The organism is Cedecea neteri (genome assembly GCF_000758325.1).
GTDB classification, from domain to species: Bacteria; Pseudomonadota; Gammaproteobacteria; order Enterobacterales; family Enterobacteriaceae; genus Cedecea; species Cedecea neteri_B.
In genome coordinates, this window is the sequence record NZ_CP009459.1 from 2,526,656 (window position 1) to 2,551,868 (window position 25,213).

17 protein-coding genes are annotated in these 25,213 nt (G+C 53.5%); 12 read left to right on the forward strand and 5 right to left on the reverse strand.

Going from position 1 to position 25,213, the window contains the following annotated elements; genetic code table 11:
* Positions 1-98 precede the first annotated feature (98 nt).
* Complete coding sequence (trxB, locus tag LH86_RS11940; RefSeq protein ID WP_039291478.1) at positions 99-1,067, reverse strand: thioredoxin-disulfide reductase; 969 nt, start codon at positions 1,065-1,067, stop codon at positions 99-101.
* A gap of 492 nt (positions 1,068-1,559) precedes the next feature.
* Between trxB and lrp the strand changes: the two genes are divergently transcribed.
* From lrp to LH86_RS11985, 9 genes are all read left to right on the forward strand, one after another.
* Positions 1,560-2,054, forward strand: coding sequence for a leucine-responsive transcriptional regulator Lrp (gene lrp / locus LH86_RS11945; RefSeq protein WP_000228469.1), 495 nt, complete (start codon positions 1,560-1,562; stop codon positions 2,052-2,054).
* A gap of 120 nt (positions 2,055-2,174) precedes the next feature.
* Positions 2,175-5,888, forward strand: a complete 3,714-nt coding sequence (locus LH86_RS11950) for a DNA translocase FtsK 4TM domain-containing protein (protein ID WP_039301540.1) — start codon at positions 2,175-2,177, stop codon at positions 5,886-5,888.
* A 175-nt stretch (positions 5,889-6,063) separates the two neighbouring features.
* A complete protein-coding gene (gene lolA, locus LH86_RS11955) occupies positions 6,064-6,675 on the forward strand; it encodes an outer membrane lipoprotein chaperone LolA (RefSeq protein ID WP_039301544.1) in 612 nt (203 codons plus the stop codon).
* A gap of 8 nt (positions 6,676-6,683) precedes the next feature.
* On the forward strand, positions 6,684-8,027 hold the full coding sequence (locus tag LH86_RS11960; RefSeq protein WP_008461151.1) for a replication-associated recombination protein A: 1,344 nt from the start codon (positions 6,684-6,686) through the stop codon (positions 8,025-8,027).
* 94 nt (positions 8,028-8,121) lie between these two features.
* A complete protein-coding gene (serS, locus tag LH86_RS11965) occupies positions 8,122-9,414 on the forward strand; it encodes a serine--tRNA ligase (RefSeq protein ID WP_008461154.1) in 1,293 nt (430 codons plus the stop codon).
* 345 nt (positions 9,415-9,759) lie between these two features.
* Entirely contained in the window at positions 9,760-12,201 is a 2,442-nt protein-coding gene (dmsA, locus tag LH86_RS11970) for a dimethylsulfoxide reductase subunit A (protein WP_039301547.1), read from the forward strand.
* A 10-nt stretch (positions 12,202-12,211) separates the two neighbouring features.
* Positions 12,212-12,829, forward strand: coding sequence for a DMSO/selenate family reductase complex B subunit (locus tag LH86_RS11975; RefSeq protein ID WP_008461158.1), 618 nt, complete (start codon positions 12,212-12,214; stop codon positions 12,827-12,829).
* A gap of 1 nt (position 12,830) precedes the next feature.
* The gene (locus LH86_RS11980; RefSeq protein WP_039301550.1) at positions 12,831-13,691 is read left to right on the forward strand and encodes a dimethyl sulfoxide reductase anchor subunit family protein; all 861 of its coding nucleotides are present in this window, start codon (positions 12,831-12,833) and stop codon (positions 13,689-13,691) included.
* Between the two features lie 296 nt (positions 13,692-13,987).
* Positions 13,988-15,136, forward strand: coding sequence for an MFS transporter (locus tag LH86_RS11985; RefSeq protein ID WP_008461162.1), 1,149 nt, complete (start codon positions 13,988-13,990; stop codon positions 15,134-15,136).
* 120 nt (positions 15,137-15,256) lie between these two features.
* Here LH86_RS11985 and pflA read toward each other — a convergent pair whose 3' ends face one another.
* The 4 genes from pflA to ycaO all read right to left on the reverse strand — a co-directional run bounded on the left by pflA (position 15,257) and on the right by ycaO (position 21,550).
* Positions 15,257-15,997, reverse strand: a complete 741-nt coding sequence (gene pflA, locus LH86_RS11990; RefSeq protein WP_039301553.1) for a pyruvate formate lyase 1-activating protein — start codon at positions 15,995-15,997, stop codon at positions 15,257-15,259.
* Between the two features lie 194 nt (positions 15,998-16,191).
* A complete protein-coding gene (gene pflB / locus LH86_RS11995) occupies positions 16,192-18,474 on the reverse strand; it encodes a formate C-acetyltransferase (protein ID WP_039301556.1) in 2,283 nt (760 codons plus the stop codon).
* Between the two features lie 51 nt (positions 18,475-18,525).
* On the reverse strand, positions 18,526-19,383 hold the full coding sequence (focA, locus tag LH86_RS12000; protein WP_039301559.1) for a formate transporter FocA: 858 nt from the start codon (positions 19,381-19,383) through the stop codon (positions 18,526-18,528).
* Positions 19,384-19,789: 406 nt separating this feature from the next.
* Positions 19,790-21,550, reverse strand: a complete 1,761-nt coding sequence (ycaO, locus tag LH86_RS12005) for a 30S ribosomal protein S12 methylthiotransferase accessory factor YcaO (protein WP_039306122.1) — start codon at positions 21,548-21,550, stop codon at positions 19,790-19,792.
* 338 nt (positions 21,551-21,888) lie between these two features.
* On the opposite strand from ycaO, the gene serC reads away from it, so the two are divergent.
* The 3 genes from serC to cmk all read left to right on the forward strand — a co-directional run bounded on the left by serC (position 21,889) and on the right by cmk (position 25,211).
* Positions 21,889-22,974, forward strand: a complete 1,086-nt coding sequence (gene serC / locus LH86_RS12010) for a 3-phosphoserine/phosphohydroxythreonine transaminase (protein ID WP_039291499.1) — start codon at positions 21,889-21,891, stop codon at positions 22,972-22,974.
* A 77-nt stretch (positions 22,975-23,051) separates the two neighbouring features.
* Positions 23,052-24,335 (forward strand): 3-phosphoshikimate 1-carboxyvinyltransferase, encoded by a 1,284-nt coding sequence (gene aroA / locus LH86_RS12015; RefSeq protein ID WP_039306126.1) that lies wholly within the window; start codon positions 23,052-23,054, stop codon positions 24,333-24,335.
* A gap of 192 nt (positions 24,336-24,527) precedes the next feature.
* Positions 24,528-25,211 carry a (d)CMP kinase gene (gene cmk / locus LH86_RS12020; protein ID WP_039301562.1) on the forward strand — a complete coding sequence of 228 codons (684 nt, stop codon included), beginning with the start codon at positions 24,528-24,530 and terminating at the stop codon, positions 25,209-25,211.
* Positions 25,212-25,213: the final 2 nt, after the last annotated feature.

A 25,213-nucleotide genomic window follows, 5' to 3' on the forward strand; every position in this document is an offset into this window, starting at 1 on the left:
GGTAGAAGAAGGAATTCTCAGGCAATTTTGACAGGCAATGTTACATGGCAGAAACAAGAAAGGCGACCTGCAAGGCCGCCTTTTTTAACATCTTTAAATTATTTACACTGTTCGGCCAGGCCGTCGAGATAACGTTCGGCGTCCAGAGCAGCCATACAGCCGGTTCCGGCAGAAGTGATGGCCTGACGATAAATATGATCCATCACATCGCCTGCGGCAAATACACCCGGAATGCTGGTCTGCGTGGCGTTGCCATGAATGCCAGACTGCACTTTAATGTAGCCGTTTTCCAGTTCCAATTGACCATTGAAAATGGCGGTGTTCGGGCTGTGCCCTATAGCCACGAATAAACCAGCGACTTCCAGCTCTTCGGTAATATCGGTGTTTTGCGTGTCACGCAGGCGAAGACCGCTAACACCCATTTGATCGCCCGTGACTTCTTCCAGCGTGCGGTGGGTGTGGAGCACAATGTTGCCATTCTGCACTTTATCCATCAGACGGTTGATCAGGATCTTCTCCGCACGGAAGCTGTCGCGACGGTGGATCAAATGCACTTCTGAAGCGATGTTGGCCAGATAAAGCGCTTCTTCAACTGCGGTATTCCCGCCGCCGATGACCGCGACTTTCTGATTGCGATAGAAGAAACCATCACAGGTGGCGCAGGCAGAAACGCCACGGCCTTTAAACGCTTCTTCAGAAGGTAGGCCAAGGTAGCGTGCAGATGCTCCGGTAGCGATAATCAGTGCGTCGCAGGTGTATTCGCCGCTGTCGCCCACAAGGCGGAAAGGACGGTTCTGCAGATCGACACTGGTGATGTGGTCGAACAGAATTTCGGTTTCGAACTTGGCCGCATGCTCGTGCATACGTTCCATCAGTAACGGACCGGTCAGGTCGTTAGGATCGCCAGGCCAGTTTTCGACTTCGGTTGTGGTGGTCAGCTGACCGCCTTTTTCCATCCCGGTAATCAGAACCGGTTTTAAGTTGGCGCGTGCAGCGTAGACCGCTGCGGTATAGCCCGCAGGGCCGGAGCCAAGAATAAGCAGCTTACTGTGTTTAGCTGTGCCCATGAGATCCTCATTGAACGTTTACAGACAATGAGGGTGATTGTAGGGAATTCGTTGCAGTAAAAAAAGAGTGCAGCAATGTTGTTAACGATGTGTGTCATTGATGCTGCCTATAAGCCCAATGAATATCGCCGTCATGTGCATAAATAATCATTGTAATAGCATGGTAATCACGGTGCGAAAATGATGAATAATCATCAGCCAAAAGGAATATATGGCACGTTCCACTAAAAATAGATGTTTTGCTTTGACAATCCCCTAAGCATTTGCGAAAACATTCGAGGAAGAAAAACATTTGGTGATGTGGAAGCCGCGTGCTCTCGCGCAAACCTGATGCAAATTTACCGAGTTATTGAAATTTACGCATGACGTGGACAGACGCTATGCGTGATGTCGATGACAGCCGCAAGGCATCGGTCTTCTCACGTACACCCTGAACATTGACGTCACCAGGGTTATGGCAGGTGAAGGAAGGAATAGAGAGAGACAATAATAATGGTAGATAGCAAGAAGCGCCCGGGCAAAGATCTCGACCGTATCGATCGCAATATTCTCAACGAATTGCAAAAGGATGGGCGCATTTCTAACGTTGAGCTTTCAAAGCGTGTTGGGCTTTCGCCGACGCCGTGCCTTGAGCGCGTTCGTCGTCTGGAACGTCAGGGTTTTATTCAGGGCTATACGGCGCTGTTAAACCCGCATTATCTGGATGCCTCGCTGCTGGTATTTGTTGAGATTACTCTGAATCGTGGCGCCCCGGATGTGTTTGAGCAATTTAACGCCGCAGTGCAGAAACTTGAAGAAATTCAAGAGTGTCATCTCGTATCCGGTGATTTCGACTACTTGTTGAAAACACGCGTACCGGATATGTCGGCGTATCGTAAACTCTTAGGTGAGACCCTGCTGCGTCTGCCGGGCGTGAACGACACCCGTACTTATGTTGTCATGGAAGAGGTCAAACAGAGTAACCGTTTGGTCATTAAGACCCGTTAATACGGGCCAGGTGCAAAATTGGCGTATTTTGGTTACACTCCTGGGAATCCATACAGCAACAGCCCGGCAGGCCGCCGGTGCTGTTGTCTCCATTGAGTTTAAGGACCTGGAGAGCCTTTCTTGAGCCAGGAATATACCGAAGATAAAGAAGTAACATTGCGGAAACTGAGCAGCGGGCGCCGTTTACTCGAGGCGTTGCTGATCCTTGTTGCCTTATTCGCCATCTATTTGATGGTTGCCTTGTTAAGCTTTAACCCCTCAGACCCCAGCTGGTCGCAAACCGCGTGGCATGAGCCAATCCATAATTTGGGTGGCGCGCCGGGAGCGTGGTTTGCCGATACGTTGTTCTTCATTTTTGGCGTGATGGCCTACACCATTCCGGTGATTATCATCGGTGGCTGCTGGTTCACCTGGCGCCAGCGCGATAGTGAAGAATTCATCGATTATTTTGCCGTTTCGCTGCGCCTGATCGGCGTTCTTGCAATGGTGCTGACCTCTTGTGGTCTGGCGGCCATCAACGCGGACGATATTTGGTACTTCGCTTCGGGCGGCGTGCTGGGCAGTTTGCTTAGCACCGCTATGATGCCGCTGTTGAATAGCAGCGGTGGCACAATTGCGCTGCTTTGCGTTTGGGCTGCTGGTCTGACGCTGTTCACCGGCTGGTCCTGGGTCAGTATTGCTGAGAAACTTGGCAGCGCGGTGCTGACCGTGCTGACTTTTGCCAGCAACCGCACCCGCAGGGATAACACCTGGCAGGATGAGGACGAATACGAAGAAGAGCATGACGAAGACGAAGCGCCGCAGGTTTCTGCTGAGAAACGTGAATCTCGTCGGGCGCGCATTTTACGCGGGGCGCTTGCGCGCAAGCAGCGCCTGTCGCAGAAGTTTGCTAATCCTAACGGCCGCAAAACAGATGCTGCATTGTTCTCCGGCAAGCGTATGGACGACGCTGAAGACGACGTGTTGTTCAGCGCTCGTGGCGTAGAAGCGGATCCGAACGATGTGCTGTTCTCCGGGCATAAAGCCACTTTGCCTGAAGATCAGGAATACGATCCGCTGTTCAGCGGGCATTCTGCCGTTGAGCCTGTTGCCGCGGCAACTGTCGCAACAGCCGCTAGTCAGTCGTGGGCTACGCCAGTACCGCCGGTTGCGCCAATGCCTCCAGTATCTACACCTGCCCCCGTCGTTGACGCTGAGTCTGCTGCCCCAACGATTGCCTGGGAACCGGCACCGACAACGGTCACGCCAGACCCGGTTATTGCGCCTGCCCCGGATCATTACAGTTCGCCGCACCCGGCAAGCATCCAACAGCAGGTTGTGCCTGAGACACATCAAAGCTGGTCTGAACCGGTTGTGCCAGTGGCTCAGCCAGCCGTTGAACCACAGCCCGTACCTGAGCCGGTAGAAGAGGTGAAATACGTTCGCCCGCCGATGTACCACTTTGAAGAAGTGGAAGAGAAGCGAGCCCGGGAACGTGAACAGCTTGCGGCGTGGTACCAACCAGTCAATGAGCCAAAGCCTGATCCTTACAGCTATGCGCCGGTAAAATCTGCGATGCCGGAGCAGGCTCAACCTTCGATACCGACATCTGCGCCCGTTTCCTCGTCGTTATCGGCACCAGAAATGCCAGTGCCGGATTTAACGCAGAGTGCATCAGGCGTTCAGCAGGCAGTTAAAACTGCAGCTGCTGCGGCGGCATTTTCACCCGTGTTCAGTATCACCAGCGATGTGCCACGTCCTCAAGTAAAAGAAGGTATTGGCCCTCAACTGCCACGTCCGAACCGGGTACGCGTTCCGACTCGTCGTGAACTGGCCTCCTACGGCATAAAACTGCCTTCCCAGCGAATGGCAGAAGAGCAGGCGAGACTTGCCGAGAACCAGCAGTCTGAAGACGATTACGGCGATGAAAGCGATGCGCTGCAGCAGCACGAACTGGCTCGCCAGTTTGCAGCCCAGCAACAGCAGCGCTATGGCGAAGAGTACGAAGACGAAAGCTGGTCTGAAGAACAGCAGGCCGAGGCGGAAGAGGCAGAACTTGCGCGTCAGTTTGCTGCGCAGCAGCAACAGCGCTATAGCGAGCAGCCACAGCAGAACAATGCGCCGTTCTCTCTGGACGACTTTGATTTCCAGTCATCGTTGAAGGAGCTGGTGGATGATACGCCGAGCGAGCCGCTGTTTACCCCGAGCTTTGAACCGGCCCCGCAGCCAGTTCAGCACAGTCAACCCGCGGCACAGCCTTCTCAATATGCTCAGGCGGCTCAGCATCATCCCGCTGCGCCAGAGCCAAAAGAGAGCCTGATCCACCCGTTCCTGATGCGCAATGGCGACGACCGCCCGCTTCAGAAACCGACCACGCCGCTGCCGTCGTTGGATCTACTGACTTCTCCTCCAACGGAGGTTGAACCGGTAGATACCTTTGCGATGGAGCAGATGGCGCGTCTGGTTGAAGCGCGCCTGGCGGATTACCGCATTAAAGCGGATGTAGTGGATTATTCCCCTGGCCCAGTCATTACCCGCTTCGAGCTGGATTTGGCTCCGGGCGTGAAGGCTGCCCGTATCTCTAACCTATCCCGTGATCTGGCGCGTTCACTCTCCACTGTCGCCGTGCGTGTGGTTGAGGTTATTCCGGGTAAACCTTACGTAGGCCTTGAGTTGCCTAACAAAAAGCGCCAGACCGTTTATCTGCGTGAAGTTCTCGATTGTGCTAAATTCCGCGACAACGGCTCTCCGTTGACCGTGGTTCTGGGTAAAGACATCGGCGGTGAGCCTGTGGTTGCAGACCTGGCAAAAATGCCTCACTTGCTGGTAGCCGGTACAACGGGTTCCGGTAAGTCGGTCGGCGTAAACGCCATGATCATCAGCATGTTGTATAAAGCAACGCCGGAAGACGTTCGCTTCATTATGATCGATCCGAAAATGCTTGAGCTGTCGGTGTATGAAGGCATCCCACATCTGTTGACCGAAGTGGTTACGGATATGAAAGACGCCGCAAATGCGCTGCGCTGGAGCGTGAACGAAATGGAGCGCCGCTATAAGCTGATGTCCGCACTGGGCGTGCGAAATCTTGCGGGCTACAACGAACGCGTGCTGGAAGCAGAGCGAATGGGGCGCCCAATTCCTGACCCGTTCTGGAAGCCTGGCGACAGTATGGAAGTCAGCCATCCAATGCTGGAGAAACTGCCGTACATCGTGGTGCTGGTGGATGAGTTTGCCGACCTGATGATGACGGTAGGTAAAAAAGTAGAAGAGCTGATCGCCCGCCTCGCGCAGAAAGCGCGCGCCGCAGGTATTCACCTTGTTCTGGCTACCCAGCGTCCATCAGTTGACGTCATTACCGGCCTTATTAAAGCTAATATCCCAACCCGTATCGCGTTTACGGTGTCGAGCAAAATTGACTCGCGTACCATCCTTGATCAGGGCGGCGCTGAATCACTTCTCGGCATGGGGGATATGCTTTACTCCGCACCAAACTCCACGACGCCGATTCGTGTGCACGGTGCCTTTGTGCGTGATGAAGAAGTACATGCGGTGGTGCAGGACTGGAAAGCACGTGGCCGTCCGCAGTACATCACCGGCATTACCGATGATGAAGGCAGCGGTGACGGCGGTGGCGGCGGGATGGACGGTGACGAAGAGCTGGATCCGCTCTTCGATCAGGCTGTCGCTTTCGTGGTTGAGAAACGCAAAGCATCCATCTCTGGCGTGCAGCGTCAGTTCCGCATCGGCTACAACAGAGCCGCGAGGATCGTGGAGCAGATGGAAGCGCAGGGGATCGTGAGCCCGCAGGGGCATAACGGTAACCGCGAGGTTCTTGCGCCGCCTCAGTTTGAGTAATCCGACCGAGCGCCAGTCATTGAGCAAAAAAGAGCCGCGCCTGCGGCTCTTTTTGCAAAGATGGGTAAATTACCGGAAAATCAGCTTATTCTTCTGTTGCGGTAACCGAAGACTTCACTAGAGTGAGCAGCAGAAGCGCCATCGTCAGGTGGTCAATGAATCCAGAGGGAACATAATGAAAAAAATCGTAATTGCCTGCGCGCTGTTAGCTGGCCTGACCGCAACCGGAGCCTGGGCTGACGCAGCCGGGGATTTGCAGGGCCGCCTTGATAAAGTTGGCAGCTTCCACGCCAGCTTCACCCAGAAAGTCACCGATGGTAGCGGTGCTGCCGTACAGGACGGTCAGGGTGACCTGTGGGTTAAGCGCCCAAACCTGTTCAACTGGCACATGACTCAGCCCGATGAAAGCATCCTTGTTTCCGACGGTAAAACCCTGTGGTTCTACAACCCGTTTGTTGAGCAGGTAACGGCCACCTGGCTAAAAGACGCCACCAGCAATACACCGTTTATGCTGATTGCCCGCAACCAGACCAGCGACTGGAAGCAATACAACATCAAGCAAAATGGCGATGACTTCGTGCTGACGCCAAAAAGCAGCTCGGGTAACCTGAAGCAGTTCACCATCAACGTTGGCCGTGACGGCACTATCCATCAGTTCAGCGCGGTAGAGCAGGATGACCAGCGCAGCAGCTATACTTTGAAGGCTCAGCAAAACGGCGCAGTGGATGCCGGTAAGTTTACGTTCACCCCGCCAAAAGGCGTCACGGTGGACGACCAACGTAAGTAGAGGCTTGAGTGAGCAACCTGTCGCTCGATTTTTCAGAGAATACCTTCCAGCCGCTGGCCGCGCGTATGCGGCCAGAAAATCTGGCGCAGTACATCGGTCAGCAGCATCTGCTGGCTGATGGAAAACCTCTGCCCCGAGCCATTGAAGCAGGTCATCTGCATTCCATGATTCTTTGGGGGCCGCCGGGCACCGGTAAAACCACCCTCGCTGAAGTGATTGCTCGCTATGCAAGCGCGGATGTCGAACGTATTTCTGCGGTAACCTCAGGCGTAAAAGATATCCGTGAGGCCATCGAACGCGCGCGGCAGAACCGCAATGCCGGGCGCCGCACCATTCTTTTTGTCGACGAAGTTCACCGCTTCAATAAAAGTCAGCAGGATGCCTTCCTGCCGCATATTGAAGACGGCACCATTACTTTCATCGGTGCGACAACCGAAAACCCTTCTTTTGAGCTGAACTCGGCGCTGCTTTCCCGCGCCCGTGTCTATCTGCTGAAATCACTGACCGTGGCTGATATTGAGCTGGTGCTCGATCAGGCGATGAACGATAAAGCCAGAGGCTACGGCGGGCAAAATATCATCCTGCCGGACGAAACGCGTAAAGCTATTGCCGAGCTGGTGAACGGCGATGCGCGCCGGGCACTGAATACGCTCGAAATGATGGCGGATATGGCTGAAATTGACGCCAGCGGCAATCGGATTTTGCAAACCCAATTGCTAACGGAGATTGCTGGCGAACGCAGCGCGCGTTTCGATAATAAAGGCGATCGTTTTTACGATTTGATTTCAGCGGTACATAAATCAATTCGAGGGTCTGCCCCGGACGCCGCTCTTTACTGGTACGCGCGCATTATTAGCGCGGGCGGCGATCCGCTCTACGTTGCACGGCGTTTACTGGCGATTGCCTCTGAAGATGTTGGTAATGCGGATCCCAGAGGTATGCAGGTGGCCATTGCCGCCTGGGATTGCTTCACCCGCGTAGGGCCAGCGGAAGGGGAAAGGGCTATTGCGCAGGCGATCGTCTACCTGGCTTGTGCGCCGAAAAGTAACGCCGTTTATACCGCGTTTAAAGCTGCAATGGCGGATGCGCGCGAACGCCCTGATTATGACGTGCCCGTTCATCTGCGCAACGCCCCAACGAAGCTGATGAAAGAAATGGGCTATGGCCAGGAATACCGTTACGCCCACGACGAGCCCAATGCCTATGCCGCAGGGGAAGACTATTTTCCACCTGAAATGGCACAAACTCGCTACTATCGGCCTACCAACAGAGGTCTGGAAGGTAAGATTGGCGAAAAGCTAGCCTGGCTTACCGAGCAGGATCAGAAAAGCCCCACAAAACGCTACCGCTAATGCAGGCGTTGCGGTAAGGTTAGCAAGACTATCAAAGCGGCCGCAGGCTGTGGCCGCACTCCTATAAATTCAATTCGATAAGCACAGGATAAGCATGCTCGATCCCAATCTGCTGCGTACAGAGCCAGACGCAGTCGCTGAAAAACTGGCACGCCGGGGCTTTAAGCTGGATGTAGACACGCTGCGCTCTCTGGAAGAGCGTCGTAAAGTACTGCAGGTCAAAACGGAAAATCTGCAGGCTGAACGTAACTCGCGATCGAAATCCATCGGCCAGGCGAAAGCGCGCGGAGAAGACATTGAGCCGCTGCGCCTGCAGGTTAACCAGCTGGGCGAAGAGCTGGATGCAGCGAAAAACGAGCTTGATTCTCTGCTGGCAGAAATTCGCGATATCTCGCTGACCCTGCCAAACATTCCTGATGACTGCGTGCCGTTGGGCAAAGACGACAGCGAAAACGTCGAAGTTAGCCGCTGGGGCGAGCCGCGTAAATTTGATTTCGAAGTACGCGATCACGTCACCCTGGGTGAAATGGCAAAAGGCCTGGACTTCGCTGCGGCGGTTAAACTCACCGGTTCCCGCTTTGTAGTAATGCAGGGGCAGGTGGCGCGTATGCACCGTGCGTTGAGCCAGTTTATGCTGGATCTGCATACCGAACAGCACGGTTACATGGAAAACTATGTTCCGTATCTGGTTAACCAGGATACGCTGTACGGTACCGGGCAGTTGCCTAAGTTTGGCGGCGATCTGTTCCACACCCGTCCGCTGGAAGAAGAAGCGGACAGCAGCAACTATGCGCTGATTCCTACCGCAGAAGTGCCGTTGACTAACCTGGTTCGCGACGAGATCATCGACGAAGATTCCCTGCCGCTGAAGCTGACTGCACATACGCCGTGCTTCCGCTCTGAAGCTGGATCCTACGGCCGTGATACTCGCGGGCTGATTCGTATGCACCAGTTCGACAAAGTTGAGATGGTGCAGATTGTTCGTCCTGAAGACTCTATGGATGCGCTGGAAGAGATGACCGGCCATGCGGAGAAGGTTCTGCAACTGCTGGGTCTGCCATACCGTAAAGTGCTGCTTTGCAGCGGTGATATCGGTTTCGGTGCACGCAAAACTTACGATCTGGAAGTCTGGCTGCCAGCACAGGATACGTACCGTGAGATCTCTTCCTGCTCCAACTGCTGGGACTTCCAGGCTCGCCGCCTGCAGGCCCGCTGCCGCAGTAAAGCAGACAAGAAAACTCGCCTGGTTCACACCCTGAACGGTTCTGGTCTGGCCGTGGGCCGTACTCTGGTCGCCGTCCTGGAAAACTACCAGCAGGCTGATGGCCGCATTCAGGTACCAGAAGTGCTGCGTCCTTACATGAATGGCCTGGAATACATCGGGTAATCCACCGTTTGTGATGCATTTAAAAAGCGCCTCAGGGCGCTTTTTTTATACCGTAATTCCGAGCTTTTACGTCAACACCGCCTTTCTTGATACCAGACAATAACCCCTACTCCCAAAGAAGTATTATTGCTCACCGGAAGCGGGTGATGATTGTTCAATTAAAACTTCAATCTAATCATCATTTGACGGCCGTGCTTCACATGGCGTGACGCGGCCAGGTCAATCCTTCAATAAAAATAAACCGGACACCCCTTTCATCCTTTAGCTGCGCAACGGAATGTGGGCTCTCAACCCGCGTGACCGCTGTCGGCTTATTTTAACTGTGAGCAAAACAAGTAGGTCACTATGACTGATAAAACCCCTAACGCGATTCTCGCGGCAGAGGTCAGCCGTCGTAAGCTGGTCCAAACCACGGCAATCGGTGGTTTAGCTGCTGCAACTAGCGCCTTCTCACTCCCTTTTTCCAGGCTTGCTTTTGCCGCCCAACCGGATAACCCTGGTGGTGAAGAGAAAGTGGTCTGGAGCGCCTGTACGGTCAACTGTGGCAGCCGCTGCCCGTTGCGTATGCACGTGGTGGATGGTGAAATTAAATATGTCGAAACTGATAATACCGGCGATGACGATTACGAAGGTTTACACCAGGTTCGGGCCTGCCTGCGTGGTCGCTCTATGCGTCGCCGGGTCTACAATGCCGATCGCCTGAAATACCCGATGAAACGCGTTGGCGCGCGCGGCGAAGGGAAGTTCGAGCGTATCAGCTGGGATGAAGCGTTTGATACCATCGCCCACAGCATGCAGGGCATCATTAAAGAGTACGGTAACGAAGCTATTTATCTGAATTATGGCACCGGTACGCTGGGCGGAACCATGACGCGTTCCTGGCCGCCGGGTTCCACGCTGATTGCCCGACTGATGAACTGCTGCGGGGGCTATCTCAATCATTACGGGGACTATTCCACCGCACAGATTGCCGCCGGTCTGAATTATACCTACGGCGGCTGGGCGGACGGCAACAGCCCATCCGATATTGAAAACAGCAAACTGGTGGTGCTGTTCGGCAATAATCCGGGCGAAACGCGGATGAGCGGTGGCGGAGTGACTTATTACCTCGAGCAGGCTCGTCAAAAGTCCAATGCCCGAATGATTATCATTGACCCACGTTACACCGACACCGGCGCAGGCCGGGAAGACGAGTGGATCCCTATTCGCCCAGGTACCGATGCGGCGCTGATTTCCGCGCTCGCGTGGGTAATGATTGACGAAAACCTCGTAGATCAGGCTTTTCTGGACAAATACTGCGTGGGCTATGATGAAAAAACGCTCCCGGCAGGTGCACCGCGCAATGGCCACTACAAAGCTTACATCCTCGGTCAGGGGGTGGACGGTGTTGCCAAAACGCCTGAATGGGCTTCGCAGATAACCGGTATTCCGACCGATCGTATTATCAAACTTGCCCGGGAAATTGGCAGCGCTAAACCGGCCTTTATCAGCCAGGGCTGGGGGCCGCAGCGTCACTCCAACGGCGAGCTGGTTTCCCGCGCAATCGCCATGCTTTCTATTCTGACCGGTAACGTCGGTATTCACGGGGGTAACAGCGGGGCTCGTGAAGGCTCTTATAGCCTGCCGTTTGTGCGTATGCCTACGCTGGATAATCCGGTGCAAACCAGTATCTCGATGTTTATGTGGACCGATGCCATTGAGCGCGGCACGGAGATGACGGCCACCCGCGACGGCGTGCGTGGTAAAGAGAAACTGGATGTACCGATAAAAATGGTCTGGAACTATGCCGGTAATTGCCTGATTAACCAGCATTCTCAGATCAACCGCACGCACGATATTCTGCAGGATGATAAAAAATGCGAAATGATCGTGGTGATCGACAACCACATGACGTCCTCTGCGAAATACGCCGATATTCTTCTGCCGGATTGCACGGCCTCTGAGCAGATGGATTTCTGCCTCGATGCCTCCTGCGGCAACATGTCGTATGTGATTTTTGCCGAACAGGCCATCAAGCCGCGTTTTGAATGCAAAACCATCTATGAAATGACGACTGAACTGGCGAAGCGTATGGGCGTGGAGCAGCGTTTCACGGAAGGACGGACCCAGGAAGGCTGGATGCGTCACCTGTATGCTCAATCTCAGGAAGCGATCCCTGAGCTGCCGAGCTTTGATGAGTTCCGCCAATTGGGGATGTTTAAAAAGCGTGACCCGGAAGGGCATCACGTCGCCTACAAAGCCTTCCGTGAAGATCCCTATGCCAACCCATTAACGACGCCGTCAGGGAAAATTGAGATCTATTCGGCTCAGCTTGCGGACATTGCCGCCACCTGGGAACTGCCAGAAGGGGATGTCATCGACCCGCTGCCGGTGTATAGCGCTGGTTTTGAGAACGTTGGCGATCCGCTGGCGGAGAAATGGCCGCTGCAGCTGACTGGCTTCCATTACAAAGCGCGGACGCACTCGACCTATGGCAATGTCGACGTGTTGAAATCCGCCTGTCGTCAGGAGATGTGGATTAATCCGTTGGATGCACGCCAGCGTGGGATCGCGAATGGTGATGAGGTCCGTATTTTCAACGATCGCGGAGAAGTGCGCATTAGCGCCAAAGTCACGCCACGCATCATTCCTGGCGTTGTCGCCTTAGGGGAAGGCGCCTGGTATAGCCCCGATGCCAATAAAGTCGACCGCGGGGGCAGCATCAATGTGCTGACCACTCAGCGCCCGTCACCGCTGGCAAAAGGCAATCCATCCCACAGTAACCTGGTCCAGGTTGAAAAGGCGTAAGGAGCAGTAAATGACAACCCAATATGGCTTTTATATCGACTCCAGCCGCTGCACCGGCTGCAAAACCTGCGAACTGGCGTGCAAGGATTTTAAGAACCTGAGTCCGGAAGTCAGCTATCGCCGCATTTATGAATATGCGGGCGGTAACTGGCAGGAAGATAACGGCGTATTCCACCAGGATGTTTTCGCCTACTACCTTTCTATCTCCTGTAACCACTGTGAAGATCCGGCCTGTACTAAGGTCTGCCCGAGCGGCGCCATGCATAAGCGGGAAGATGGGTTTGTGGTAGTGAACGAAGAGGTTTGTATCGGCTGCCGCTACTGCCATATGGCGTGTCCGTACGGTGCGCCGCAGTACAACGAAGAGAAAGGCCACATGACCAAGTGCGATGGCTGTTATGAACGCGTTGCCGAGGGGAAAAAGCCGATTTGTGTGGAATCCTGCCCGCTGCGCGCGCTGGATTTGGCGCCTGTCGACGAATTACGCAAAAAGTACGGTACTCAGGCCGCCATTGCCCCGCTGCCTGCATCGCACTTCACAAAACCAAACATCGTGATTAAACCTAACGCTAATAGCCGCCCAAGTGGGGATACCAGCGGTTATCTGGCCAACCCGAAGGAGGTGTGAGATGGGAAACGGATGGCATGAATGGCCGCTGATGGTCTTTACGGTGTTAGGCCAGTGCGTTGCGGGCGGGTTTATCGTTATGGCATTGGCACTATTGTATGGCGTGAAGGACAGGGCGGTTCGCAAGCGCACCGAATGGCTAATGATGGTGCTGTGGATCCTGATGGGCATCGGCTTTATTGCCTCAATTCTGCATCTCGGGTCGCCGTTGCGAGCGTTCAACTCCCTTAACCGGCTAGGCAGCTCGGCGCTGAGCAATGAAATTGCCAGCGGCTCAGTATTCTTTGCCGTGGGCGGCTTCTGGTGGCTTTTGACCGTGCTCGGAAAAATGCCCCTGGCGCTTGGTAAGATCTGGGCCGTACTGACCATGATTCTGGGTGTGGTATTTGTCTGGATGATGAGCCGGGTTTACCTGATCGACACGGTCCCTACCTGGTTTAGCGTCTGGACGCCGCTGAGCTTCTTCCTGACGATGTTTATCGGTGGTCCACTGCTGGGCTATTTGCTGCTTTCTGCCGCCGGGGTTAGCGGCTGGGGGATGCGTATATTGCCTGTTGTCTCGCTGCTCGCCTTGCTGGTTAGCATGGTTGTCGTGCTGATGCAGGGCATGGAGCTGGCAACGCTGCATAACTCTATTCAGCAGGCTTCTGCGCTGGTACCGGAGTACGGCTCGCTGATGGCGTGGCGGATGGTTCTGCTGGTGATAGCCCTGGTTGGCTGGATTGTTCCGCAGCTGAAAGGTTATCGGCCTGGCGTTGGTCTGCTGACGCTGGCGATGGTATTGGTGATTGCAGGCGAACTTATCGGTCGTGGCGTTTTCTACGGGCTGCATATGACGGTTGGTATGGCGATCGCGAGCTAACATTTCATCGAGTTATAAGCGCGCCTGCGGGCGCGCTTTTTCATGCTTTCAGATAAGAAAATCTCACCTGAATATCCATGAAATTTTTCATTGCTCATTTTGGCCTGCTTTTCGCTATATCGCATCAAAAACAGGGAGATACAATTTACGTGACCCCGGTCACTTATTAGCAGGATAAGTTTTTCAAATCGTCCCCGTCAAAACCCCTCTTACCCCCCATTATTGCTGGATTGACAATCAATTTGCCGGTGGCATGATGCGCACAAATTTCCTGATTTCCTCACGGTTTGATACCCATGACCACCTATACCCGTCCCGTATTGCTCCTGCTTTGCGGGCTTTTGCTGCTGACTCTGGCGATGGCGGTTTTAAACACGCTCGTCCCGCTTTGGCTGGCTCACGATAATCTTCCTACCTGGCAGGTCGGGATGGTGGGCTCTGCCTACTTTACCGGCAACCTGGTCGGGACATTGATTACCGGATGGGTGATTAAGCGTCACGGGTTCAACCGCAGCTACTATCTTGCCTCTATTATTTTTGCCGTGGGTTGTATTGGCCTCGGGCTGATGGTCGGTTTCTGGAGCTGGATGGTCTGGCGGTTTGTGGCCGGCGTGGGCTGCGCCATGATTTGGGTTGTGGTTGAAAGTGCGCTGATGTGCAGCGGGACTTCCCGCAATCGTGGCCGTCTGCTCGCGGCTTACATGACTGTTTACTACATCGGGATGGTGGTCGGCCAGCTGATGGTCAGCAAGCTTTCTACTGAGCTGATGAACGTTCTGCCGTGGGCTACCGCGCTGGTGCTGGCTGCTATCCTTCCGCTGCTGTTTACCCATATCGTCAGCGACGGCGATGAGCACCGGGATAACACCCCGGTCTGGCCGATGCTGCGTCTGCGCCAGGCTCGGCTGGGCGTGAACGGCTGCATTATGTCGGGTATCGTACTCGGCTCTCTGTATGGTCTGATGCCGTTGTATTTGAACCATCAGGGCGTGAGTGACTCCGGTATTGGCTTCTGGATGGCGCTGATGATCAGCGCGGGTATTGTTGGTCAGTGGCCGATGGGGCGTCTGGCGGACAAATATGGGCGTCTGCTGGTGCTGCGTGTGCAGGTGTTCGTGGTGATTCTCGGCTGTCTGGCCATGCTCAGCAACGCTGCCATGGGGCCTGCATTATTCGTGCTTGGGGCTTTCGGGTTCACGCTTTACCCGGTGGCGATGGCCTGGGCTTGCGAAAGAATCGAACGTCATCAACTGGTGGCGATGAATCAGGCGCTGTTGTTGAGCTACACCATCGGGAGCCTGATCGGGCCGACGGTTACTGCGCTGCTGATGCAAAATTATTCTGATAACGTGCTGTTTATCATGATGGCTGCGGTGTCATTTGTTTACCTGATGATGCTGCTACGCAAAGCGGGCCATCATCCAACCCCGGTGGCTCACGCTTAATTAATTTATTGTGTCCAGGATGCCGTCACACCGGAATTTGTGACTGGTAGGGCTTTGCTGAGAAGTAAACAGGTCAGCAAGTAAATTTACGTGCTCCCGCAGAGGGGAGCACGATTCGAATCAGTACATCACTTTATGGCCGTACTGCTCCAGAATACCTTTCACCCGCTCCATCGTTTCTTTCTTCGGCGGATGTACGCCATCCAGCTTGTATTCTTCGCCCATTGCCACCCACTTGTGTTTGCCCAGCTCGTGATACGGCAACAGCTCGATTTTTTCAACGTTGCCCATATCACGGGTGAACTCACCCAGGCGATGCGCGGAATCATCATCGTCGGACCAGCCCGGCACGACTACGTAGCGGATCCACACCTTAATGTCTTTTTTCGACAGATAGCGGGCAAACTCAAGCGTGCGGTGGTTTGAAACCCCGACCAGATTCTGGTGGATTTCATCATTCATCTGCTTGAGATCGAGCATCACCAGGTCGGTGACCTCCAGCAGCTCATCAATCACAGGATCGTAGCGGCGAACAAAGCCGTTGGTGTCCAGGCAGGTATGAATCCCTTCTTTGTGGCAGGCGCGGAACCAGTCACGTACAAACTCGGCCTGTAGGATAGCCTCGCCGCCGGACGCGGTGACGCCGCCGCCGGATGCATTCATGAAGTGGCGGTAGGTAACAACTTCTTTCATCAGCTCTTCCACCGTCACTTCTTTGCCACCGTGGGTGTCCCAGGTGTCGCGGTTGTGGCAGTACAGGCAGCGCATCAGGCAGCCCTGGAAGAAGGTGATAAAGCGGATACCGGGGCCGTCCACGGTACCGCAGGATTCAAAAGAGTGAATTCGTCCGATTGCTGACATTGCGGTGATCTCTCCAGATGTGGCCCGTCCAGGGCCTGTGTCGTGCACAGCTCAAGCCGGCTGTGTTAAGTCTGTTTTGACAGATACCCAGAGTATAGATAGCTGGCAAAGCAGGCTGAGGGTAGGGAGGTGAGTAAAAAGGCCCCACGGGAGTGGAGCCTTTATATAGTACGCTTCTTCAGTCTGACAAGGAATTAGATGGACTGAGTGAAGGTACGGGTAATGACGTCCTGCTGCTGCTCTTTAGTCAGCGAGTTGAAGCGAACGGCATAACCGGATACGCGAATGGTCAGCTGAGGATATTTCTCAGGATTTTCCATCGCATCCAGCAGCATTTCACGGTTCATTACGTTGACGTTCAGGTGCTGACCACCTTCGATGTTTGCTTCGTGGTGGAAGTAACCATCCATCAGACCTGCAAGGTTGGTTTTACGCACGTCATCGTCTTTACCCAGCGCGTTTGGCACGATGGAGAAGGTATAAGAGATACCATCTTTCGCGTAGGCAAACGGCAGTTTAGCCACGGAAGTCAGAGAGGCAACAGCACCTTTCTGGTCACGACCGTGCATTGGGTTAGCGCCTGGACCGAACGGAGTACCTGCGCGACGACCGTCTGGGGTGTTACCGGTTTTCTTACCATAAACCACGTTAGAGGTGATGGTCAGAACAGACTGGGTCGCGATAGCGCCACGGTAGGTGGTCAGTTTCTGAATTTTCTTCATGAAACGTTCAACCAGGTCAACGGCGATGTCATCTACGCGAGGATCGTTGTTACCGAACTGTGGATATTCACCTTCGATTTCGAAGTCGATAGCCAGGCCATCTTCGTCACGGATAGGTTTTACTTTCGCGTATTTGATTGCAGACAGGGAGTCAGCCGCAACGGACAGACCCGCGATACCACAAGCCATGGTGCGAACAACGTCACGGTCGTGCAGAGCCATCAGAGACGCTTCGTAGCTGTATTTATCATGCATGTAGTGAATGATATTCAGCGCGGTAACGTACTGTTTAGCCAGCCAGTCCATGAAGTGATCCAGACGATCCAACACATTGTCGTAGTCCAGAACGTCGGCAGTGATTGGTGTTTCTTTAGGACCAACCTGCATTTTCAGTTTTTCATCAACGCCGCCGTTGATAGCGTACAGCATGGTTTTCGCCAGGTTTGCACGAGCACCGAAGAACTGCATTTGCTTACCAACGATCATCGGGCTTACGCAGCATGCGATAGCGTAGTCATCGTTGTTGAAGTCAGGACGCATCAGATCGTCATTCTCGTACTGCAGAGAAGAGGTATCGATGGAGACTTTAGCCGCGTATTTTTTGAAGTTCAGTGGCAGTTTTTCAGACCACAGAATGGTGATGTTTGGCTCCGGAGACGGCCCCATGGTGTACAGGGTGTTCAGGAAGCGGAAGCTGTTTTTGGTCACCAGAGTACGGCCATCAACGCCCATACCGCCGATAGATTCGGTTGCCCAGATTGGGTCGCCGGAGAACAGCTCATCGTATTCTGGGGTACGCAGGAAGCGAACCATACGCAGTTTCATGACCAGGTGGTCAATCATTTCCTGAGCGTCTTGTTCGTTGATTTTACCTGCTTTGATATCGCGCTCGATGTAAGCATCCAGGAAGGTGGATACGCGACCGAAGGACATTGCAGCGCCGTTCTGAGATTTAACCGCAGCCAGGTAGCCGAAGTAAGTCCACTGAATAGCTTCCTGAGCATTGGTCGCAGGACCTGAGATGTCGTAGCCATATTTAGCGGCCATCTCTTTGATCTGACCCAGCGCACGGTGCTGTTCGGAGATTTCTTCACGCAGACGGATAGTTGCTTCCAGATCTTCACCGTTTTCCAGTTTGGTTTGCAGTGAGTTGAACTGAGCGAACTTGTCTTTCATCAGGTAGTCGATACCGTACAGCGCAACGCGACGGTAGTCACCGATGATACGGCCACGGCCATAGGCATCTGGCAGACCGGTAATAACACCGGATTTACGGCAGTTCAGGATGTCTTTGGTGTAAACGTCAAACACGCCCTGGTTGTGGGTTTTGCGGTATTCGGTGAAGATCTTTTTCAGCATTGGGTCGAGTTCACGACCGTATACTTTGCAAGAACCTTCGACCATTTTGATGCCGCCGAAAGGAATGATAGCGCGTTTCAGAGGAGCATCGGTCTGCAGACCCACGATAGTTTCGAGGGACTTGTTGATGTAGCCCGCGTCGTGAGCGGTGATGGTAGACGCGAGGTCGGTATCGAAGTCAACTGGCGCGTGAGTACTGTTTTCCAGTTTAATGCCTTCCATCACGCTGTCCCACAGTTTGGTAGTTGCGTCGGTAGCACCTGCCAGGAAGGACTCGTCACCCTCGTACGGGGTGTAGTTTTTCTGAATAAAGTCACGGACGTTGACTTCATTCTGCCAGTCGCCTTTAGCAAAACCTTCCCAGGCTGTGGCTAACTTTTCATTTTGCTCGGACATGTAACACCTACCTTCTAATGTGGAGTTCTTAAACCTGCGTACTGACTTAGCTTAATGCTTGTCGCCACCGCGCAGATAAATTACCCAGTATGTCAACCCAACCAGTAAACCTCCGCCGATGATGTTTCCGATGGTGACTGGAATCAGGTTATCGGTGATGAAGTTCAACACGGTCAGATGCGAGAAACTTTCCGGAGAAGACCCTACGGCGGTCCAGAATTCCGGGCTGGCAAAGTCACGAACCACGATAGCCATCGGGATCATGAACATATTTGCGATGCTGTGCTCAAAGCCGCTTGCAACAAACATGGCAACCGGAAGGATCATAGCAAACATTTTGTCCATCAGGCTGCGGCCGGAGTAGCTCATCCAGACGGCGAGACACACCATCAGGTTCGCCAGAATGCCAAGGCAGACGGCCTCAACAAATGTGTGGTGCATTTTATGGTCGGCGGTTTGCAGGACATTCAGCCCCCATGCGCCGTTGGCGGTCATATACATGCCGGACAGCCAGATCAACAGCACAAAGAGCAGGGCACCGATCAGGTTACCGATGTAGACGTTAGCCCAGTTACGCAGTAGCTGGCCCCAGGTGATACGGCCGCTGGCTTTGGCAACGACGATAAGCACGGTGGAGGTGAAAAGGTCTGCACCGCAGATAACACAAAGAATTAAACCTAATGAGAAACATGTGCCGCCAATCAGCTTGGCAATCCCAAACGGAATCGTGGATGTGCCGGTTGTGGCGGTGATGTAGAACACGAAGGCAATCGAAATGAAGACGCCGGCGGTAATCGCTAAGTAAAAGGTCGTTAGCGGCTGTTTTGTTGCTTTATAGACGCCAGCATCTTCGGCAATTTTTGCCATCGCTGGTGGAAGTACTAGATCAAAAGGGTTGTCAGCTTTCACACTAACTCTCTCTTATTTAATTCGGCGAGGAGATACTAACAAAGCATTATAGAGTAAAAATTGATGTGGATCATATCTCGCCAAGCTAATAGGCACTGAAAAAGCAGGTCTTTTCCTGTTTTTCATCATAATATTTTGATTTTAAATGAAAAAATAAATTTTAATAATTATAAATAAAATTGAATTTGGCTTCTCCCTGACATGAAATTGGTTAATTATAATGGGGTATTTTTATATTTTGATAACATTGTTGCCGTTATCAAAAAATAACCATTTACCTGAAATTAACTAAAAAATTACATAATAAATTATTATTGTTGCAATAATAAAAAGGGGCGCAAAAAGCGCCCCGTAATATAGCTCAGACAAGGTGCTACACGCACCTGGAAGTTGTCAATAAATTACTTTATACCTGCCAATATTTGGTTTTAGCGCGCTGTAACTTTTCGTACGCGGCCAGCAGAGCCTGATGCGCCGGGAAGGCTTTTAGATCCTTATCCACTGGCTGCAGCCCATAGAAGGCGGCCTCACCGCTCATCGCCGCGCTGGCGGCATCTACGGCTTCAGCCCCGTACATACGGACGAAAGCGTTCAGGTATTGCAGAGGCTCGCGCTCTTCTTCCTGTGACAACAGAAGCAGAGTTTGCAGGCAGCGGTAGTAGTTGGCACGCTCCGGACTAAAGATGGAAGCGTTGAACTCCATGGTCCACTCGGTCCAGATCAGCGCCTGCTCAAGATCGCCACCCGCTAACGCCAGCATGGCTTTCAGCTCGCCAATGCGCAGTGTGTACCAGCCGTTATCTTTCCCGGTAGCCAGGCCCAGTAATTCACGCACGCGGGTGAAATCATCGTGGCCTTCGTCGTCCAGTTGGGCAATCAGATCCAGATAGTCCTGTTGCTCCCATTCACTGTCCGGTAACGCAAGAATTGTTTCACGCAGGTGGCTGCCCATGCTGTTGTTGGCCAGCAGCAGGTCGTCGGCAGGGTAAATATCAGACATGCCTGGGACGATAATACGGCAGGCATAGACGTCCAAATGCTCGTAGTCGGCGATATACACTTCTTTATCTTCCGACTTGAAGATAGCCATCAGCGTAGCGAACTCTTCTTCCGTTGTGCCAGCAAAGCTCCAGTCAGCAAACGGGTAATCGGCGTCCTGCTTGAACATATCCCAGGAAATCAGGCCGCTGGAATCGATGAAGTGTGTTTCCAGGTTCGCGTGTTCAGCGACTTCTTCATCGTCGAAGCTTGGCGGCGTAAAGACATCCAGATCTTTCAGACCGCGCCCCTGGAGCAACTCGGTGACGGTACGTTCCAGCGCAACGCCAAAATCAGGATGTGCGCCGAAGGAGGCGAAACAGGTTCCGTTGGCCGGGTTGAACAGTACGACGCAGATAACCGGGTACTTACCGCCCAGAGAACCGTCATACGCAAAAATAGGGAAGCCTTCAGCTTCAAGCGTTTTAATAGATTCCACGACGCCCGGATAGCGGGCCAGCACATCCTGTGGGATCTCTGGCAGGCTGATGCTTTCTGCGATGATGCGGTTTTTGATATGGCGCTCGAAGACTTCAGACAGACCCTGAACCCGCGCTTCATTAGCCGTGTTGCCCGCAGACATGCCGTTGGAGACGTACAGGTTACCAATGATGTTCATCGGGATATAAACAGTCTGCAGGTCTGACTGTCGGGTGAATGGCAGGGCACAAATACCGCGCTCTTCGTTCCCGGACTGCAGATCGATCAGCATCCCGGCACCGACTTCGTTTTCCGGGTCGTAGAAAGCGCGCAGACGATCGTCGAGGATGCCTTCAGGCAGTTGGTCATCTTCCGGCAGCGGGAACCATTTCTCGTTCGGATAATGCACAAACGGGCCGTTTGCAATCGTATCGCCCAGCCAGAAGTCGGCGAAGAAGTAGTTAGTCGACAGACGTTCAAAATATTCACCCAGCGCAGATGCCAGCGCGGCTTTTTTGGTCGCACCTTTACCGTTGGTGAAGCACAGGGCGCTGTCTTTGTCACGGATATGCACCGACCAAACGTTTGGTACCGGGTTAAGCCAGGAGGCTTCTTCGATATTGAAACCGAGGTCGGTCAGCTTTTTCTGGAAGCGAGCGATGGAGTCTTCCAGGGCGGCATCTTTGCCGGGGATAAATGTCTGGGTCATGGGGTTCACTTTAATGGTACGCAAAACGCGCAATGATACGGGTTTTACCGGGCAGACGCTATCTTCAGCCCGGTGCAGGCGACGCTAGCATAACAGGCTATACCTGCTTACAGTAACTCGCTGTTATGGTAGTAAAATGACTGGCCGCCATGGGGCATGTCCGCCGTATTGCCTTGCCGCCGGAAATCGGGCAGTTTTTTCGCTTGCCGGAAGATTGTGTTGTGTGATTTTGCTCACATTGGTCTTCCGCGAGGGATTAACCGTTGCAACACTGCGCCGCTGAATGATAAAACCGATAATGTAATAAAAACTTATTGCTCGAGGCGTGGTGAGGGGAAATGACACAGGTATACAATTTTAGTTCTGGCCCGGCGATGCTGCCGGCTGAAGTACTTCGTCGTGCACAACAGGAACTGTGCGACTGGCACGGGCTCGGCACTTCCGTAATGGAAATTAGCCACCGTGGTAAAGAGTTTATTCAGGTCGCTGAAGAGGCGGAAAAAGATTTTCGCGATCTGCTGCAAATCCCCTCCAACTATAAAGTTTTATTCTGCCACGGCGGCGGTCGCGGCCAGTTTGCTGGCGTACCGCTGAATATTCTCGGTGACAAAACTACTGCCGACTACATTGACGGCGGCTACTGGGCAAATAGCGCAATTAAAGAAGCGAAAAAATACTGCCAGCCGGTTGCCCATGATGTGAAAATTACCGTGGACGGTAAACGCGCTATCAAGCCGATGAGCGAATGGCAGGTGTCTGATAACAGCGCGTTTCTGCATTATTGCCCGAATGAGACAATTGACGGTATCTCAATCGACGAAACCCCTGATTTTGGTGATACCGTCGTTGCCGCCGACTTCTCTTCTACTATCCTGTCTCGCCCTATCGACGTCAGCCGTTTCGGCGTGATCTATGCTGGCGCACAGAAAAACATCGGCCCTGCTGGCCTGACGCTGGTCGTTGTTCGTGAAGATTTGCTGGGTAAGGCACACAAAGCGTGCCCGTCGATTATCGATTACACCGTGCTGAACGATAACGACTCAATGTTTAACACGCCGCCAACTTTTGCCTGGTATCTGGCAGGCCTGGTCTTTAAATGGCTGAAAGAGCAGGGCGGCGTTGCCTCAATGGATCGAATCAACCAGGCCAAGGCTGAGTTGCTGTACGGCGTGATTGATAACAGCGATTTCTATCGTAACGATGTTGCGGCTTCCAACCGCTCCCGGATGAACGTTCCGTTCCAGCTGGCGGATAGCGCGCTGGACAAAGTGTTCCTTGAAGAGTCTTTCGCTGCGGGCCTGCATTCCCTGAAAGGTCACCGCGTTGTCGGCGGTATGCGCGCCTCGATTTATAACGCGATGCCGCTCGATGGCGTCAAAGCGTTGACGGATTTCATGGTGGACTTCGAGCGTCGCCACGGTTAATTAATGCCTTAGCAATTCGCCCCGCGGCCCGTCTGCGGGGTTTTTATTCTGTTTGAGTTGAGAGTATTTTTCCCATGCTGGAATCCCTGACGTTACAACCCATCTCGCTGGTCGACGGCACCATTAATCTGCCGGGTTCAAAAAGCGTGTCTAACCGTGCGCTCCTGCTGGCCGCGCTGGCCAATGGCACCACGGTGCTGACCAATTTGCTGGATAGCGATGATGTCCGCCATATGCTTAACGCGCTGAAGGCGCTAGGTGTGAGCTATACGCTTTCGGCGGATCGTACCCGTTGTGAAGTCACCGGCGTGGCCGGGCCTCTGCAGGCCCAGGGTGAGCTGGAACTCTTTTTAGGGAATGCTGGCACCGCTATGCGTCCTCTGGCCGCGGCGTTGTGCCTCGGCAGTAACAATATTGTGCTGACTGGCGAGCCGCGGATGAAGGAACGTCCAATCGGCCATCTTGTCGATGCGCTACGCCAGGGCGGAGCGAACATTGAGTACCTTGAGCAAGAAAATTACCCGCCTCTGCGTCTGCGCGGTGGCTTTGGCGGCGGCAAGGTTGAAGTGGACGGCAGCGTATCCAGCCAGTTCCTGACCGCGCTACTGATGACCGCGCCTCTGGCAGAAAATGACACTGAAATCACTATTAAAGGTGAACTGGTTTCCAAACCTTATATTGATATCACGCTGCATCTGATGAAAACCTTCGGCGTGGAAGTTGAAAACCGCGACTATCGCAGCTTCCTGATTCGCGGCGCGCAGCAGTACCAATCTCCAGGGGCTTACCTGGTAGAAGGTGATGCGTCTTCAGCCTCTTACTTCCTGGCCGCAGGAGCAATTAAAGGTGGTGTGGTCAAGGTGACCGGCATCGGGCGGAACAGCGTGCAGGGCGATATTCGCTTTGCTGATGTACTTGAGAAAATGGGCGCCAAAGTGACCTGGGGCGATGACTTTATTAGCTGCGAACGCGGTGAGCTAAACGCTATCGACATGGACATGAATCACATCCCGGATGCGGCAATGACTATCGCGACAGCGGCCCTGTTTGCTAAAGGCACGACTACATTGCGTAACATTTATAACTGGCGCGTAAAAGAGACCGATCGTCTGAGCGCGATGGCGACGGAATTACGGAAAGTCGGCGCAGAAGTTGAAGAGGGTGAAGACTATATTCGCGTTACACCACCGGCTAAGCTGACGTTTGCTGAAATCGGCACATACAACGATCACCGTATGGCGATGTGTTTCTCGCTGGTGGCGTTGTCCGATACGCCAGTAACGATTCTTGATCCAGGCTGCACGGCGAAAACCTTCCCTGATTATTTCGAGCAGTTAGCTCGCATTAGTACCCCTGTATAACGTTTGTAAAACCGCATCGCCTGATGCGGTTTTTCTTTCTCTCTACGATTCCTTACAACGCCCGTTGCGCAATTCTTCTACACTCAGCCTGATTCCCTTGGATATTTACCAGGAAAGATAACAGTCCTGGCGGTTGCGGCGTATAATGCGCGGCGTTTACCACACGCGAATCCAGCGATAGAGGAGAAAACGATGACGGCATCCGCCCCGGTAATAACGATTGATGGCCCAAGTGGCGCCGGTAAAGGCACGCTTTGTAAGGCCATGGCCGAAGCGCTGCAGTGGCATCTGCTGGACTCTGGTGCGATTTATCGCGTTCTGGCGCTCGCGGCGTTACATCACCATGTTGATGTAGCTTCCGAAGACGCGCTGGTGCCCCTTGCGGCCCATCTGGACGTTCGGTTTATTTCCATCGACGGCAATTTGGAAGTGATTCTCGAAGGGGAAGACGTTAGCGCTGAAATTCGCACTCAGGAAGTGGCCAACGCGGCTTCTCAGGTGGCCGCATTCCCGCGTGTGCGCGAAGCTTTGCTGCGCCGTCAGCGCGCTTTCCGGGAAGCGCCGGGCCTGATTGCAGACGGCCGCGATATGGGGACCGTTGTGTTCCCGGATGCGCCGGTGAAAATTTTCCTTGATGCCTCCTCTGAAGAGCGCGCCCACAGGCGCATGCTACAGTTGCAGGAGAAGGGCTTTAGTGTTAACTTTGAGCGCCTTTTGGCCGAGATCAAGGAACGCGACGATCGCGACCGCAATCGGTCTGTAGCGCCGTTAGTAGCTGCTGCCGATGCTTTAGTACTGGATTCAACCAGTATGAGCATTGAGCAAGTGATTGAAAAAGCGCTACAATACGCCCGTGAAAAGCTGGCGCTCGCTTGAGA